This window comes from Vibrio gelatinilyticus (assembly GCF_022836845.1).
In the GTDB taxonomy this organism is placed as follows: domain Bacteria; phylum Pseudomonadota; class Gammaproteobacteria; order Enterobacterales; family Vibrionaceae; genus Vibrio; species Vibrio gelatinilyticus.
Window position 1 is genome coordinate 405,692 of the sequence record NZ_JAJNNZ010000003.1, and the last position, 16,984, is coordinate 422,675.

The following is a 16,984-nucleotide window of genomic DNA, read 5'->3' on the forward strand; positions in this document are numbered from 1 at the left end:
CCAAACCAACATCAATGTGGGCTCGATTAATCTTGATGTGAGTGCCGAAAAAATGCGCGCCGATGGGGGCGGTTATGGTTACCGTGTATTGGACTTGTTTCGACCAAATAGAGGAAGGGATGGGAACCTTGGCAATATACCATTCGTGGTGCACTTAGAGATCTTATTGTTCAATTAAATCCAGATAATTTTTGGCAAATACACCGCTCGACGGTTATTCATCTTCCTTATGTCGACAAGGTGAAAAAAGACATTACTGGTAAACTTAATGTCTGTATTACCAATAAAAAACTCCCTGTTAGTCGCTCACTACAGCATTTAATTAAGTGATGAACGCACGCTACGACTCGACCTCAAATCTAAGCGATAGCGCAATTTGAAATACCGAGTCTACTCGTAGAAAATTGTCGCGACGATAAAGTGCTTCATTTTTTTTAAGGGGCACTTTTGTCATTTCTTACTAATTCAGGCAAGATGAACTAACTTGAATGAGGAGGTGAGTAGTATGAAATTGACGCTCAAAAAAACATTCAGAAAGCCGTTTACTAAGCCAATTGTTCTACTCGGCTTATGTTTGATGGTTGTCGGTTGTACAACTAAGTTTTTGTATAACAACCTTGATTGGTTCGTGATGGAGTACATTGACGACTACGTTACACTCGAACGTGATCAAGAGGAAATCCTTAGCCAAAGAATCGAACTATTGGCTCAGTGGCATAAAGAATCAGAGCTTCCTGTTTACATACAGCAGCTTGACGAGATCCGAGCCGTTGACCCTTCTAGCGTAAGCCCTGAGCTTGTAGAAACCCAGCTCGAAAAAATCCGCCAGCATACCAAAAGAATCGCAGAAGAAATGACACCCGATCTGTACGCGCTAACTCAGCAACTAAGCGATGAACAGGTCAATGAATTACTGCGAAACTTCTCCGAAAGAGATGCGGAATTCAATGATAAATATCAAGATCTCAGTGAAGAGCAAATACGCGATAAATACCAGGAGCGTATTGAAGAAAGCTTTGAAAACTGGTTTGGCTCTTTAGGCGATCAGCACAAGCGCATAGCGTATCAATGGTCCCGAGACATGTCTGTCACGGCAAAAGATTGGAGCCTGCATCGAGACAAAATGCGGGGTCACATTCGAGAACTACTCATTAGACGCACAGACGTTGGTTATTTCCAACCAAGGTTCCAAAGTTTGATGAACGATACTGACTCCTTTTACAGTGCTGAGCTTATGGAAAAAGTGATCAATAACCGACAGGTTGCGTCGAAGTATGTTGCTCTATCTTTGAACATTTTGACCAAAGAGCAGCATGAAAATTTGCTTGAAGAAATTGACAAGTGGCGGGACATTGCCAATGAACTCCTTGACTCTTGAGTTGGCATTATCATTTTGGTGACCAAATTCTTTTGCAAGGAATCTTAGACGCAGCCTCACGAATTTCAGATTGAACGACTTCGATACCGCGTCAGTTTGTTATGATTAAGTTATCGTTTCTTGATTATAAATTCATGCGAGGCCACATGAACGCCAATACAAGTACCACATCGCTTCCATCTGCTTTGTATACCGCACAGCAAGTCAGAGAAGGGGAAGTCGTAGCGGCTAAGGCTGCAAACATCCCCATGTACGATTTGATGGAGAAGGCCGGCAACGCAGTTTTCGAGAGATTATGTGTGCTGTATCCCAACGTCGCCAACTTATTGGTGTGTTGTGGGAAAGGCAATAATGGGGGAGACGGATACATTATTGCCCGCCTAGCGCGTGAACAAGGCATCAATGTGACGCTGTGGCAAATAGGCTTGCCTGACGCATTGCAAGGCGATGCTAAGAGCGCTATGCAGCGTTACGTTGACAGTGGTGGGGAAATCTCAGCGCCAACCAACCATGTGCCCGATGACACCGATGTCATTGTCGATGCCATCTTAGGAACTGGAATCGCGGGTGCTCCTCGAGATTTCTATAATCATGTAATCGATAGAGTTAATCAGGCACCTTGTCCTATTTTATCAGTCGATATCCCTTCTGGCTTGTGTGCCGACACTGGTCATGTGGCCGGAGAGGTCATTTCAGCTAAACACACAGTTACCTTTATTGCTATGAAGCAAGGTCTAGTCACTGGGCAGGCTCGTAACTGTGTTGGTGAATTACTATTCGCAGGATTAGGGCTCCAAGACACCTTCGAGCAACAGCAAACCCCAAACGCATTTCTTACCCAGGCTGACTGGCTTTCTGTGATTCCTGAACGTAGCCGAATTGCTCATAAAGGCAGTAACGGAAAGTTATGTTTGATTGGTGGAAATTACGGAATGAGCGGGGCTGCGATACTAGCGTCGATGGCAAGTAGCGCAACGGGCGTTGGATTGGTGGCGGCGCTTTGCCATAAAGACAGTATTGTGCCGTTTAGAGCAAGGTGTTTAGAAGCCATGGTAGCAGAAATTCGCGCCGACAGGCTTAAAGACAAACTTGCCTGGGCCGATGTATTGTGTCTAGGACCCGGGCTTGGTCGAGACAACTGGGCAGAGAATGTCTTTCACCAGGTTGATTGCAATCAAGTAAGTTTTACTTCGTTACAAAGCGATCCGAAATGTGCTCAGCTCAAACGCGTTTATGACGCCGATGCACTGTATTGGCTTGCGAGACTGTCTCCAGCGAACAAGAAAGCCCGCAGTGAAAACCGGATCTTGACACCACATGCAGGAGAGGCGGCAAGACTACTTGGCGTTGAGGTACAAGAGGTAGAATCCGACCGTTATAAAGCCGCCAATGATCTTCAAAACATCTATGGTGGTGTGGTTGTCTTGAAAGGGGCCGGCAGCATTATTTGTTATGGCAATAAGAGAATCGTCTGTCATGCTGGTAACCCCGGAATGGCATCCGGTGGTATGGGGGATGTACTTGCCGGAGTGATTTCTGCACTTTTAGCGCAAAGAGTTCCGCTAATGCAAGCGGCAGTCTTAGGCACGTTACTGCATAGTATGGCCGCGGATAGTGCGGCGAATGACGCTGGCGAAATCGGATTATTGGCCTCTGAGGTGATTCCTTATGTTCGAAAACACATCAATCAGCGTTAATTGAGAGCGACCTTAATTGAGCTAAACGGAAAACATTGACAAAAATTGTGTCGGTTTGAGTGTTTTTTGAACGTTTGAACTCAAAAAAAGTAATTAAATAACGTGCTTTTACACAGTGAAAACCGAAAAAAAGTGCCTCAAAATATAAATTTAGGTAATCGTTTGCGTTTTTATCATTCACTTTTCACATTAAGAGGAGTGAACTATAACTTTTAATATGAACGGGCGTGTTTGTCTAAAGTATTGATATGTTCAGGTATTTATGAAAGTAGGTGTGTGGCGAACGTACTTTGAAAGGGCGTGGGTATGCAGATTTTCGGAATAGTAGCATAAAAAAAATTAAAATATCAGACTTGCTGTTCAAAATTCTCAGCCTATAATGCTGAAAACCGGAGCGTCTGCCAACGCTCCGGTTTTTTTGTGTCCGAAGCAAGCTAACTCGTCTGCCAACGGGTTACCACAGCATTATGCTTACTGTAGACAAGTCAGTAAGCCATATGCCCACTGGAACATGTTTCAATAAATCAAGGAATTTACACAATGCGTATCGAACAAGAACTTAAGTTAGGCTTTAAAGATGTACTGTTTCGCCCTAAGCGTTCAACACTAAAAAGTCGTTCTCAAGTAAATTTAACCCGCGATTTTACATTCAAGCACAGTGGTCGTCAATGGTCTGGAACACCTGTTATTGCAGCTAATATGGATTCAGTTGGTAGCTTCGAAATGGCAACTGCACTAGCTCAGCACGGCGTAATGACAGCAATGCACAAGCACTACACTGTTGAGCAGTGGGCAGAGTTTGTAAAAGGTGCAGATAAAGAGACGTTGAACAAAGTGTTCGTTTCTACGGGTACTTCTGACAGAGAGTTCGAAAAAACCAAAGAAATCTTGGCATTAAGCGAAGATCTAGAATTCATTTGTATCGATATTGCTAACGGCTACTCTGAGCATCTTGTTGATTATGTTCAACGTGTACGTGCTGAATTCCCAACGAAAACCATCTCTGCTGGTAACGTAGTAACCGGTGACATGTGTGAAGAGCTTATTCTAGCAGGCGCAGACATTGTTAAAGTGGGTATCGGCCCAGGTTCTGTTTGTACAACTCGTGTAAAAACTGGTGTAGGTTACCCTCAGCTTTCTGCAATCATCGAGTGTGCAGACGCAGCACACGGCCTTGGCGGCATGATCATCGGTGATGGCGGTTGTGCTTGTGCCGGTGATGTTGCAAAAGCATTTGGCGGCGGCGCAGATTTCGTGATGCTTGGCGGAATGCTAGCAGGTCACGAACAGTCTGGTGGTGAAGTTATCGAGAAAGACGGTAAGACATTCATGAAGTTCTACGGCATGTCTTCAGAAAGCGCAATGGCGAAGCACTCAGGTGGTGTTGCACAGTACCGCGCGGCAGAAGGCAAAACGGTTCTTCTTCCTTTCCGTGGCGACGTGAACGATACGATTTCAGACATCCTTGGTGGTGTACGTTCAACTTGTACATACGTAGGCGCAGCAAAGCTTAAAGAGCTAACAAAGCGTACCACGTTCATCCGTGTACAAGAGCAAGAGAACAACGTTTACGGCAAAGACGCATAAGTTAACGCTGAGCAAAATTTGTTGAATAAGGGCCGCTTTTTAGCGGCTCTTTTTTTTGCCTGAAAAATAGCAAGTGGCGACAAAGTGGCGACAGTGAAATAATTTTTACCTTGCTCAAAATAAGCCAAATGCATAAACACCGTTAAAAATGAATAATGCTAGAGGTTAGAAAGCGGGTTCTTTGAGATGGCTTCAATCAAATGGTCTGGAGCAAAGTGCGAGTAACGCATCGTCATTTTAATGTCGGCATGGCCATGAATATCTCTCAACATAAGAATATTGCCCCCGTTCATCATGAAATGACTAGCAAAGGTATGGCGAAGAACATGGGATGCCTGACCGTTGGGCAGCTCGATACCGAGTTTGTTCTTCAATATGTAGCAGTACGGCGTGTAGCACTCTTCAAATAACCTTCCGGATATGGTGTGTAGATTTCATTAAACAAATCCTCAGAGATTGGCACAGAGCGATTCTTCTTAGTTTTCGTATTGGTGTAAGTGATCTTATATTTCGCTAACTGAGAACCACGTAGCTCTGCCGCTTCGCTCTGTGGCTAGGCATATCTTCACAATCTTGAGCATATCTTGTCGGTTATGCTGATCAACTAAATCTAGCAGTAAAGGGATCTTTTCTTTGGGAAGGTAAGCCATTTCGCGTTCAGCAAGTTTGAAAGGCTTTAATTTTTTCAAGTGGGTGAGGGAGCGACCATTCACCAATTTCCTTTAGTTTACTGAACACCGCTTTAAACCGAGCTAGTTCTGAGTTTAGAGTGGAAATAGATGGTGCACTCTTTTGCCATTTGTCATCAACAAAACTGATATTCCCAGCCATTCTTTGGCTGCGGAATTCAGCGTAGTTCTCCACGAAACTCTCTGACTATTCACACAACAGGTTGATACCAGTTGAGTTTTATAGCAAATGACAGCAACATAGACGGAACGGAAAGACGGAAAAAGTCCGCCTATAAAGCTAAGCATCAAAGGAGTTATATGGAACATCCCAAGTATAAAGGGTTAAGTAAACTAGATGCTGAAGTAAGAAAGTGTGAAAAAAATCTAGCAAAAAAAGAAGCAGAATTCGCGCGAATTACGAGAAAATTGAAAAATGCTAATCCATCTCTTTATGATATTAACTGTGTCCTTTATGAGCTTTTCTTTATGAGCTGAGTGTTAATCGAAAAGGAACCTAAATACTTAGGTGTTTCAATTGCCATTACGCTGAAAGTTATTACCCATTCACCACTACAACTTGATTATTTCAATACGTTAAGTGCAAATACTACTAATCTGTCCAAGGTTTAGAGGACCTTGAACAGATTAGGTATACACAAGCTTAAATTAAACGTTGGAACGCGCGTTTTTCTTCTTTGATTTATAGGCTTTCATTGAAGTTTTTAAAGCAAGCTGTTTTTGTTTTATTGAAATGAGTTGTCTAGTTACGACCTTATGGTGTAACTCTGTGATAAAGTTTTTTTCCCAAGGCGTAAGGCGGTCAAACCTCAATAAAATAGTGTCATTGAGTACATTGAACAGCTCGTATTGGCTTTTATCCATTCGGCTGCTAAGCATTCAATTAGAGCACTTAGCTAGAGAAATGACGTTAAGGCTTTCTACTTTCTCATTTTTTCCTAAGGTAATGATTCGATAAGAGATCCCACTTTCTAATAGTGGTCTTATTTCGATGTTGTCACAAAAACTAACGGCGACTTTTTCTACTAAGCTGTCCATATTCAACGTTTTCTTTTTTACGAAAATAAGAGTGACACGATTGCCCTCTGATTGAGCATTTACGAGTGTGATTGAGCCTAACTCTTGTGGCAGGTGGCTTGAGATAACTGTCGCTCTATAATCGGCAAGCCCATTAGATTTTATTGGGCTTATCTGACAACCGTTAAGCATAACACTGACGAAGAGAATTACAGTTGTTCGTAGCATCATGCGCTCCTTCTTCCTTTCTTTTCCCTTTAGGTGCCTTAAAATATTTATGGATATAACGTGAAGACATAGAAGATAAGAGCGCACTGTAATCTAAACTGAATGTGACTTTTTCCCCTACAAATAGTGGTTTTTGTGAGGATTCAAGGACCAGATGATCACTGGTTGAAGTCATGATCTTAATCCCATTCGGAGCCTTAAGCCCACTGACACAAACATCTTGGCGGCCTAATGCTACAATAGCTTGTGAGACCTCCCCTCTATCTTGAAGGCTTTCTTTTTCACCAAAAGCATTTAACCCCCGACTTCCCCAAGGCAAAGTCGGTTTAATCTTGGATTCAATCACTTCAGCGGTCAAAGAAACCGCATCCGTATGTAAGCCTTTGATATTTTCGTGCTCTAAAGGCTCACAGCCTAAAAAAATTGCTTCTCCGATACGAAGGTTATTGACTCGAGTTAAGCCTGTTCTCTGAAGAGCCCAGTTAACTGAAGTAGAGTTACCCCCTGAAATAATTTCTAGACTGATCCCAAATGTAGCTTCAATTCTATCGGCAAGATCAGAAAGAATATTCATCTTTTGATCATCTGGAGCGACACCATACCGACAGGCTAAATTCGTACCAATTCCTTTTATCGTGATGTTCGGTAAAGAAATAATCTCTCGGATAAAATCAATCACGCGATTCGGCATCACACCTTCTCTGAGATCGCCAAGCTCAACCATCACGATAATCTCGTGTTGGCAATTATGTTGTTTCGCTGCGTATGCGAGCTTTTGAATAACTTCAATTTCAGAGTTTAGACTCATGTCGCAATATTTTATCACACTCGCCACTTGGCTTAGCATGGGTGTACGTATCAGCATTTTAGGGATAGAAATGCCTGATTCTGTCATCTTTTGAAGATTTTCGATTCTTGAATCGGCTAACATTTTTGCGCCAGCATCAATAAGAACTTGTGCGATGAGAGGGTGGCCGAGGAAGACTTTTGTTACAGGCGTAACGGAGATATTTTTCAGTGAGAGTTGAGCAATCAGGAACTGAGCGTTATGGTGAATTTTATCACAATCGATGTCTAACCTAGGATAGTTCACCTTTTTTCTGCCAGTTTACTTGCTATCACAGGGAAGGCTGACGTTACGATGTGCAGTAGATGTTCGACAGGCAGTGATAATACGTCAGTAACAGGCACACCAAATTCGGTAGTGTAGCTGTCTATCGCACAACGTGTTTCATCCAAAGACATATCTTCATGATTCAGTGTTAGTCCAATAACATCGGTATTAGAAAACGTTTCGATTAGATGGATTTCAGAGGCGACCGAAGGCATTGGGCAATCAGGGAAGTCACTACGATATAAACGTTTAGGGGCATGTTGCAATATTACACCCGTTGGACAACTGCCACGTAAGATAAAAGCGCTGGTTGAAAACGCAGGGTGACTCAAGGCTCCTTGCCCTTCAATAATAATCAGATCCGGCTTTTCTTTTTCATAGGCCTGTACAATGACAGATTCCAACTCACCGGCACAAAATTGTGAAGGAACAGCATCGAGTGCAACGCAGTATTGTGCGCCTTGCATAATGCCAGTTTGACCGGTGGCAATCAAAACGACGTTAAGGCCTTTTTTAATCAGTTCATTCGCCAATATTGTTGCTGTTGTTCGCTTTCCTAGCGCGCAATCCGTTCCCATTACAGCAACTCTTGGACATTTAACACTGTGTATTTTCCCGCTAAACGTTTTCAGATCGCTTTTATTCTTGGGTTTTCGAGTGTCGAATATTCGAACGTTATTCTTTAAGCTTGCTTCTAAAAATAGAGGATCATCAGTTAGGAATTCATGTAAGCCATTTACGATGTTCATTCCTAGTGACATGGCATTTAAAATGATGCTTTTATCTAAGTCAGATAAAAAACCACTTGATGGCGCAATGCCAAAAATGCAGTAATCGGGAATGCTTTCTGCGTGAATGATAGCTTCTTCAGCATTAGCAAGGATAGGTATGCCATTGGCTTTGTTATCAAGAACTTCACCAGCATCTAAGCCAGCAGACTCACTATCAATAACCGATAGAATACGATAGCTTAACGAATGCCTCACTAACCCATTAGCGGTTTTACCATCAATTTTACCAAAATTACCTTCGCAATATATAATCGCTGAAGGGATGACGGGGTGTACTTTCTGGGCAAGTGGTAGCCAAGGTGCGGAATGGGGTACGTCGTTGTTAGTTTCTACATTTTCAATTCTAGTAAGTTTGAAGATGTTTCTTAACTTTTGGGTTGAAATAGACATAATTAAAGCCTTTGGTGAGGCTTAGGAGGGCAACTAAGGAGTGCCGAGATGCGAGTTCGGAAAAGAAAAGAAGTCCCTACTAAGCGGTAGGGATAGAGACCAAGATAACACACTCACCAGACTTTTGTTGATTATTATTCATACGCTTTCTAAGTCTATCACTTTCAGGCTTCACCCATACTAACGTGACTGATTAGAGATCTACGACTCATTGTTCAACGTCGCCGTATCAACCTCTCAGCTTTAAGGTTTCAAGATACTTTTTCTAATATCAGTTAAGTGAATTAGCGTTTTTGATCTAACGCGTTTTTGTCCAGATCCTTGCTGGCGGGGCGACTTAACTCAGATTTGTCCAGAGGCATTTTAGCGGGACTCGTGCTAACTTGCCTTTGCCCCATTCTAACTTAGGACAATACTCCGGTGTGTTTCAATGCAACTATCTTGACCTACTTTTTCTAATCTTTAGGTGCGTATAGGAAGAAGGGCTCTTAACAAGGGTCAATTGTCCAACAGGCTGTTGGAAAAATTCCATCATTAATAATTCTATCACTCGCAATTATCCCATCATATTGTTTAATAAATATTTATAGGTTGGTCACAATTTTTTCATTGATATTGTGAAATGCCAATCATTCTATAAATCGTCACATTTCTACGTTAGAGAATGTGTAAAAATCGCCCTATAAATCGATTTATATTAATAGAATGCCAGGATGGTGATAAATGATTCGAGTTAATAAATATGGTTGTCGTGTTGTTCTCGCAACTTTGTTTTTAAGTCAACCCGCTCAAGCTGTAAAAAACGGTACAGACGTTAGTGCCGAGGACTATCAAGATTTTGTTGTTCAGATTGCTGATTCCGACGGTGAGTTTACGTCTGTATGTGGTGGGACTTTATTCGGAGGTGAATTTCTATTAACTGCTAAGCATTGCTTTACATTAACTCTGAGTCGTCATACCAGTGTTACAGGGGAATCAGGCTCCACTCGCTTATATCAGGGTATAGAAGAAGAGCCTGACACTTTTTATGATGTTAACTATACAGTTATTGCTGATGGAGTAGATAACCAAATTAAAGCTAATGGTTTAGCTCGTCAAATTGCCTATGCCGATGAGTTGTTGGTAGATCACCCTTTATTTGCTAATGATGCGTCATTATCCATGAACCTTTCCGGTGATTGGATTCTTCTTAAACTCGATGAAGCTGTTCCTCACAAAAGTGGCGTTCTTTTGTCTCCATCTCATGACATTATCACCAAAGATAATCACACTCCTTTGGATACCGTCCTTACTTTTCGTGGTTGGGGGGTTGATGAATCTGGAGAATTTCCGAGCGTGATGCAAGAGGGGCAGCTTAAGAGTTTTCTTTCTTATGGAATGTTGATGGAACAAGCCACTATTTACAATGATGAAGTCGAAACCAACGTTGACTCTCCGTGTGACTTTGAAGATGAGTATGGTGATGGTTCTCTGGGTTCTGGCTGCTGGTTTAAGGGGGGGGATACGTTCGTTGCTTATGGGATAGGAGCGCAGCATGTTCAAGAAGGGGATAGTGGTTCACCATTAATCGCTAATGATCGCCTCATTGGTATTGCGAAGTCAGTGAGTAGTGTTTCAATTTCATTTACTCACTTTTCGCTGTATATGCCAGAAATTCAAGCTGCGATAAATAAAGTGATATTCCCGTCCGCCGCTGGTGGTGAGATAGAACCAAGCTCGACTCGCGAACTAACGGTGACAGTACCGGTGCAAAACTTCACGGCGTCGGATGTTACCTTTACCCCGTACCTAAACGATTCAACCGGACTTTTTTCCGCTGACATTACCGACTGTAACACAACCGTGGCTTCGCAACAGGGGTGTATCATTACTGTGTCATTTAACAGTGGTCACGATGTAATTGAAGCAACTAAACAGGCCACATTGGTGCTCAACGATGACTATTCTGTGCCTTTAACGGTGTCCATTAAAACCGCCAGTGATGGCAATAACCCTGACTACCCTGAATCTCCTTCAGGAACATCGGGCGGAGGTGGTTCACTGGGTATCTTTAGCTTACTGGCAGGACTGCTCTTAATGCGTCGCCGCTAAAGCGTTTTTTGATTGGGAGCTAGTTAAAATCCCTAGCTCCTTAGATATTTTGCCATACCTGTATTTATTTATAGATTTCTAATTTAGGAAGCTCACTGACTTGTTTTTGTCCAGAGGCTTGCTGGCGGGGCATGAAACACGAAGTAGATAAGAACTTTTTGCACCGGGTCTCTGGCTTGTGATGGGGTTTAGACAAATGATGAAGATCTGCAAATGAGTAGTAACTAGGTGTTCCCTGCAGGATTACGAAAGTAATTTTCTTACAGCTAGTTCTGGACTAAATTTGTTGCTTCACAAAATTATCAGTTTATGGTTGTTTTTACAGATATCAATATATGGTTGTTTTTCAGGTAAATTACTGATTATTAACGAATCAAAAATATCAATTTATGGTTGTTTCAACACAAAATTTGTTGAATAAGGGCCGCTTTTTAGCGGCTCTTTTTTTGTCTGAAAATTAGCAAGTAGTGACACAGAGCTATCAATCACGCCTTATGCGTACTTGCGTCGTCAACAAGCAAAATACACAGCCGCATTGAAATGGCTCGAACAGAATCAAAGATATTTTTATCATGCAATCTAGCCTAATAAAGTCTACTTTTACTCTATCTTTTCTGTTGGTTAGCTTTCGCTTATAGTGGCTGAATGTCTTTGACGAGTCATCTGTTACGCTAAAGGATACGTAGAACAGGAACACACTTTATTTAGGGAGAGTCGATGGTTGCCCCAGTTGTTGTTATTCAAGAGGCATCAAAGTGCTTTGTTGATGGTAAAGAAACACATCGCGTCCTTGATGGCGTTAACTTGCGTTTGGATAAAGGCGAGAGCCTTGCATTGACTGGTGCCAGTGGCAGCGGTAAAAGTACCCTGCTGAACATTATCGCTGGCTTCGAACCAATGACGTCGGGCGAACTTGAACTTTCGGGGCAGCCAACAAACAAGTGGCGGGATAAACAGTGGGGACATTACCGCTATAGTCAATTAGGCGTGGTGTTCCAGCAGTTCAATTTGCTCACCCCTTTGAACGTGCGTCAGAATATTGAGTTTCCATTGAGTTTGAATAAGCAGCAATGGGATCCGTGGTGCGATTATCTGGTGGACACGTTAGGGATTAGTACCTTGTTACAGCGCCATGTATCGGCCTTGTCAGGAGGGCAGCAACAACGCGTTGCAATTGCCAGAGCACTCGCTCATAAACCTCAATTGTTACTTGCTGATGAGCCCACAGGCAATTTGGATCAAAAGGCAGGGCTAGAAGTAATGGGGTTGCTAAACGACATCACTACTCAAGGTGAAACAGCGGTGCTATTGGTTACCCATAGCCAGGAATGTGCGGCGTTTATGCAAAGAGGTTGTCGCCTAGAGAATGGTCAGCTTAATGAGTCTCAGTAGCGCTACTCATTTGCGAGTCACGCTAAAGGTAACCTTAGCGCATTATCGACAGGCTCCATTACAGGCCTTCGCCATTCTTATTGGAATCGTATTAGCCGTAACTCTGTTCGTTGCGGTTCAAGCGGTGAACCTAAACGCCAAGCGAAGTTACGCAGAATCAACCGAGTCTTTAAGCATCAAGGCTGAGAATCTGATTATTCCACTTTCTGGTCAACGCTACCTTCCCGAATCCCTTTATTTCAAACTTCGCCAATCTGGGCTTAGTCGAGCTTTACCGGTTATTAAGGGGCGCGTACGTGGTGGTGAAGGTCGCAGATATTCCATAGAAGGCATCGATATAGTCGCTGCCATCACATCTCGACGAGGACAACAAACTCAAAATGAGCAAGAGGGGGCTAACCTATTTGCATCCTCTTTCCCGATCTCTGATTTGCTGGCAGGGAAGGCCATTGTGATTGTGAGTGAATCTCAACACAAGGTTATGGGAGGTAAAAAGCAAATAACCCTCGATGACGTCGTCACATCCATAGTCGTCATTCCTGATGAATGGCAGCTTGGCAGTCGGCTTTTGATGGACATTGGGTTTGCCCAAACTTTATTGAACAAAGCTGGCTTGCTCAGTTACATCGCCGTACTAGAGAACGATTCAGCCAACTCTTTGCGGTGGCAATCGCTAATTGCCGATGACGCGCAATGGATAGCCAATACCAAAAGCACAGACCTAGGTTCCTTGACTGACAGCTTTCATTTGAATTTAACAGCCATGAGCCTGCTCGCATTTTTGGTAGGGCTCTTTATTGCGTACAACGGCGTGAAATACAGCTTATTAAAGCGAAATCGATTGTTAGTTCAATTACAGCAGGCAGGGCTTACGGCCAGTACTGTCTTTTTGTCGCTCATTGTCGAACTCATCATATTGGTTGGATTCGGTACCACTTTAGGCTTTATTTTTGGTATTCAATTGAGTCATTGGTTGCACCCAACGGTCGCGCTCACTCTTGAACAGCTTTACGGAGCCACTTTATTACCAGGCAGCTGGAAATGGCAGTGGTGGGGGCAAGCTTTAATTTTGACGTTAATCGCATCGTTGTTAGCATGCTGGCAGCACTTTAAGCAGCGTGTCAGTCAACCTTTGTCTTCCCACGGTGGTTTTTATCAGGCTCCGGAACAAACCAATGAGACTTTGCTGGTGAAAGTAGGAGGGTTGTTAATAGTTACCGCTCTGCTAGGTCTTTGGCTGAGCAGTCATTTTAGACTGACCATGTTTTGGCTTGGAGTATTGATCGTTGCCATTCCAATGTTGCTTCCAAAGTCGCTGGGGTTACTCGCTCGCTGGGCCGAGCAAAGAGCAAATATTGGGCTAGGGCAGTATTTGTTTGCCGAACTTAAAGAGCTGGTTGCGCCACTCTCTTTAGCCATGATGGCATTACTATTAGCGGTCACCGCCAATATCGGAATGAATACTCTGGTGGGCAGTTTTGAAACGACGCTCAAGCACTGGCTTGAACAAAGGCTACATGCTGATATTTACATTAGCCCTTCGCAAGCGGAAATGGTCAATGTAGAAAAGAAACTGGAGCAATTCGAACAAATTGAGGAAGTCTACAAGCAATACTACGTGCAAGAAAAGGTTGATGGATTACCCACGCGCTTGGGAACGAAAGATCCCGCTACGCTCGAGCAAACGATGGTGTTTCACTCTCAGGTTCCAGATTTTTGGCAGCACTTTTATTCAGGAGAGGTTGTCGCGATCAGCGAGCCGATGGCGGTCAAGCTTGACCTTTCGTTAGGCAGCATCATGCCAAATAGCCTGGTCTCAGGCGTCAGTTTATCTGTTGGTGCCATCTTTTACGATTATGGTTCTCCCGATGGTGAAGTGCTGATATCCCCGCAGTTGTGGCAATCACAGGGTTATTCCATGGTTCCAAGCAGCTTAGGAATTAAGGTGGCAGGTGATAAAGCGATCGTGCTGTACACATTAAAGGATGAACTGCAGCTTCACTCTAGCCAGTTATTTGATCAGCAAGAAATCAAATCAATTGCGCTGGATATTTTTAGCCGAACTTTCGCCATTACCAGCATACTGAATTGGGTGACGTTATTGGTCGCAGTTGTTGGCCTATTTACCTCATGCTTTATGTTGTTAGAAGCGCGCAAAGCCGCGATTGCAAGGCTTTATGCTCTTGGGGTCTACAAAGCTCAGCTCTTTGCGCTCGTCATTGGGCAGATGGTGGCATTGGTGTTGTTCACGTTAGTCGTTTCGTTACCTTTGGGCGCGCTGGTGGGCTACGTTCTGACAGACATTGTGACTTTAAGGGCGTTTGGTTGGAGCTTGAACTTCGTCTGGAACTGGATGGACGTAGTTAGCTTAGCGTTTATAACAGTAATTGTTGCAGTGATCGCGACCATTATTCCCCTTTGGCATCTGGTTAGTAAACCGGTTGTATCAAGCCTACAAAGTGAGGTGATGTAATGCTACGAACCTTCATTTCAGCGTTGTTGATATTGTTTGTAACGGCTTGCAGCGAGCAAGAGGCTACAACCAGTTTTAGCCGTATGCTTGGCACAAGTGACGACCAGTTTGAGTCGGTGGAGAAGGGGGGGCTGATTGTTTTTCCAGGAGATCATCAAGCGCACACCGGATTTCGACAGGAGTGGTGGTATTTGACGGCAAACTTGGTGGATGAACAAGGCAATGAATATGGAGTGCAATGGACACAGTTTCGCGTAGCTCTTGACCCGACATCATCGCCTTCATCAACAGGTTGGCAAGGCCAACAAATTTACATGGCGCACAGTGCACTTACAACGGACATGATCCATCTTGCCGATGAGAAGTGGTCACGAGAGCATCCTAAAATGGCAGGAGTGACTAGGCAGCCATTGCGGGTTTTTCTTGATGATTGGCAGTGGAATTCTACAACCGATGATCTTTTTCCGGCAAAGCTAAATGTTGCTTCGGAGCGGTTTAGCTATGAATTGGCCCTCGATAGTGATTCACCGTATCAAAAACAAGGTGACAGAGGCTATAGCGAAAAGAGCGCGGATGGCAAAGTGGCTTCCTATTATTACAGTCAGCCTTTTATAAAAGTAAGCGGAACTATTTCGCTCGATGGCGAAGTCGTGAGTGTGAGCGGATCTGGCTGGATTGATAGAGAGTGGAGTTCGCAATTTCTGCTCGATTCGCAGCAAGGCTGGGATTGGCTTGCCATTCGATTGAGTGATGAAGTTAGCCTTGTTCTCTTTCAGTTGAGAGACGCAAAATCTGGACAAGCTAACTATGCCTATGGACGACTAATGTCCATTGACGGTACGGGAGTTACCATCGAGCAAGACCAAATTAACTTGAAGGCGACTAAACAAGAAAAAGTAGAAGGTAGGCTCTACCCAACACAATGGACACTTAACATACCAGCTCAAAATATAGAGGTGACTTTATCTGCACTAAACCCCAAGGCGAAGATGCCGCTTTCAATACCTTATTGGGAAGGGCCAATCATTATCCAAGGTTCTCACTCCGGTAGGGGGTATATGGAGTTAACGGGTTATTGATTCCAGCCTAGTTGTGCTCGCGCTTGAAACTGACAAAGTGCTCGAATGTGTCCAGTGTGAATATACAACATTAGAACAATAAGTTAGTGTAGTTCTTAAAGTAGAGTATATGCTTTAAAATTGAGCCTAGATTGGTAACGAAAAGGAGTTCGTATGCAATTGAGCACGTTAGATTTAACTCAAAGCAAACAGTGGTTGTCAGAGCCGCAAAGATATTCGATCATGGATATTATCAGTGCAAGTTTTTCTGATGTTGCTCCGAAGGATTACTTGGCTATTTATTTCGATAGCAAAGAAGCGCATGAGAGAAAGCTAAGGCTGTACTATGATGGCAGCAACTTGGTTGGCTATTGCCTATTAACCTTTACTCGTAAAATGAAGACGACAGTGATTGGTGCCTCCGCAGGCTTTCTTCCTGAATACCGGCAAGGGGGCAACACCTTCCAGTTTTCTTTGTTTGAAAGCTTTAAATGTTGGCTTCGCTCTCCATGGAGAAATCATTACTACGCCGATAGAATGCTAAGCCCGGCGATGTATCGGGCAATCGCGAAAAACACGGGTATTATTTGGCCTCATTTCAAGCACGAATCCCCAAAACATCTATTTGATCGTTTCAATCCAGATGGTGAGATTGACAGTCGCAATGCACTTCGTTGTCTGGTTCCTATTGGGCGATCAAGTAACTACACCACTGAGGAATTAGCATCACTAAGAACAAGCAACAAGCCTGAAATAGAATACTTCTGCCAGGTAAATCCGCAGTTCGACAAAGGTGTTGCTTTATTTGTGATAATACCTATCCATTTACGCCAATTTATTTGGACCCTTGTTAAGCGCGTTTCTATGTCGGTAAGAGAAAACTAAGGTTACTTTGTTTGACCCACAACGCTGTGTTTCCTTGGTTGTATAAAGTAATGTGTAAACTATGTGAGGTGCTATGTGTTTGTAATTTTAATTGGCTGATTTAACGGAAAATAATGCTAGTATTCATCGAACTTCCAACGGTAAGTAAAGTGCTCACATCGAGTTGATTTAACCTTACTGGAGAGTGTGATTGC

The 16,984-nt window shown here is 43.3% G+C and carries 13 protein-coding genes and 1 pseudogene; 9 read left to right on the top strand and 5 right to left on the bottom strand.

The window, feature by feature from the left end; all coding sequences use genetic code 11:
- Positions 1-141 precede the first annotated feature (141 nt).
- The 4 genes from LNL84_RS19800 (at position 142) to LNL84_RS05945 (ending at position 4,662) form a co-directional block, all read left to right on the top strand.
- Positions 142-330 carry a LytTR family DNA-binding domain-containing protein gene (locus tag LNL84_RS19800; RefSeq protein WP_425244289.1) on the top strand — a complete coding sequence of 63 codons (189 nt, stop codon included), beginning with the start codon at positions 142-144 and terminating at the stop codon, positions 328-330.
- A 175-nt stretch (positions 331-505) separates the two neighbouring features.
- The gene (locus LNL84_RS05935) at positions 506-1,378 is read left to right on the top strand and encodes a DUF6279 family lipoprotein (RefSeq protein ID WP_244355810.1); all 873 of its coding nucleotides are present in this window, start codon (positions 506-508) and stop codon (positions 1,376-1,378) included.
- 146 nt (positions 1,379-1,524) lie between these two features.
- A complete protein-coding gene (locus tag LNL84_RS05940; RefSeq protein WP_244355811.1) occupies positions 1,525-3,075 on the top strand; it encodes an NAD(P)H-hydrate dehydratase in 1,551 nt (516 codons plus the stop codon).
- 540 nt (positions 3,076-3,615) lie between these two features.
- The gene (locus LNL84_RS05945; protein WP_244355812.1) at positions 3,616-4,662 is read left to right on the top strand and encodes a GMP reductase; all 1,047 of its coding nucleotides are present in this window, start codon (positions 3,616-3,618) and stop codon (positions 4,660-4,662) included.
- A gap of 158 nt (positions 4,663-4,820) precedes the next feature.
- On the opposite strand, the pseudogene LNL84_RS05950 reads toward LNL84_RS05945, so the two are convergent.
- The 5 genes and pseudogenes from LNL84_RS05950 to LNL84_RS05970 all read right to left on the bottom strand — a co-directional run.
- Positions 4,821-5,523, bottom strand: a pseudogene (locus tag LNL84_RS05950) (phage integrase); the annotation flags it as partial.
- Positions 5,524-5,999: 476 nt separating this feature from the next.
- Positions 6,000-6,230, bottom strand: coding sequence for a hypothetical protein (locus LNL84_RS05955; protein ID WP_244355813.1), 231 nt, complete (start codon positions 6,228-6,230; stop codon positions 6,000-6,002).
- Positions 6,231-6,596, bottom strand: a complete 366-nt coding sequence (gene gspS2, locus LNL84_RS05960) for a type II secretion system pilot lipoprotein GspS-beta (RefSeq protein WP_244355814.1) — start codon at positions 6,594-6,596, stop codon at positions 6,231-6,233.
- Positions 6,553-7,689, bottom strand: coding sequence for an alanine/ornithine racemase family PLP-dependent enzyme (locus LNL84_RS05965; RefSeq protein WP_244355815.1), 1,137 nt, complete (start codon positions 7,687-7,689; stop codon positions 6,553-6,555). Before LNL84_RS05965 ends, gspS2 begins: the two co-directional genes overlap by 44 nt.
- Positions 7,686-8,891 carry an N-acetyltransferase DgcN family protein gene (locus LNL84_RS05970; protein ID WP_244355816.1) on the bottom strand — a complete coding sequence of 402 codons (1,206 nt, stop codon included), beginning with the start codon at positions 8,889-8,891 and terminating at the stop codon, positions 7,686-7,688. The genes LNL84_RS05965 and LNL84_RS05970 overlap by 4 nt, the downstream gene beginning before the upstream one ends.
- A 723-nt stretch (positions 8,892-9,614) precedes the next feature.
- Between LNL84_RS05970 and LNL84_RS05975 the strand changes: the two genes are divergently transcribed.
- The 5 genes from LNL84_RS05975 (at position 9,615) to LNL84_RS05995 (ending at position 16,790) form a co-directional block, all read left to right on the top strand.
- Positions 9,615-10,982 (top strand): trypsin-like serine protease, encoded by a 1,368-nt coding sequence (locus LNL84_RS05975; protein WP_244355817.1) that lies wholly within the window; start codon positions 9,615-9,617, stop codon positions 10,980-10,982.
- 717 nt (positions 10,983-11,699) lie between these two features.
- Entirely contained in the window at positions 11,700-12,374 is a 675-nt protein-coding gene (locus LNL84_RS05980; RefSeq protein WP_244355818.1) for an ABC transporter ATP-binding protein, read from the top strand.
- Positions 12,361-14,847 carry an ABC transporter permease gene (locus LNL84_RS05985; protein WP_244355819.1) on the top strand — a complete coding sequence of 829 codons (2,487 nt, stop codon included), beginning with the start codon at positions 12,361-12,363 and terminating at the stop codon, positions 14,845-14,847. The genes LNL84_RS05980 and LNL84_RS05985 overlap by 14 nt, the downstream gene beginning before the upstream one ends.
- On the top strand, positions 14,847-15,926 hold the full coding sequence (locus LNL84_RS05990) for a lipocalin-like domain-containing protein (RefSeq protein WP_244355820.1): 1,080 nt from the start codon (positions 14,847-14,849) through the stop codon (positions 15,924-15,926). The genes LNL84_RS05985 and LNL84_RS05990 overlap by 1 nt, the downstream gene beginning before the upstream one ends.
- A gap of 153 nt (positions 15,927-16,079) precedes the next feature.
- Positions 16,080-16,790: a hypothetical protein gene (locus LNL84_RS05995; protein WP_244355821.1), complete on the top strand. Its 711-nt coding sequence runs from the start codon at positions 16,080-16,082 to the stop codon at positions 16,788-16,790.
- Positions 16,791-16,984 lie beyond the last annotated feature (194 nt).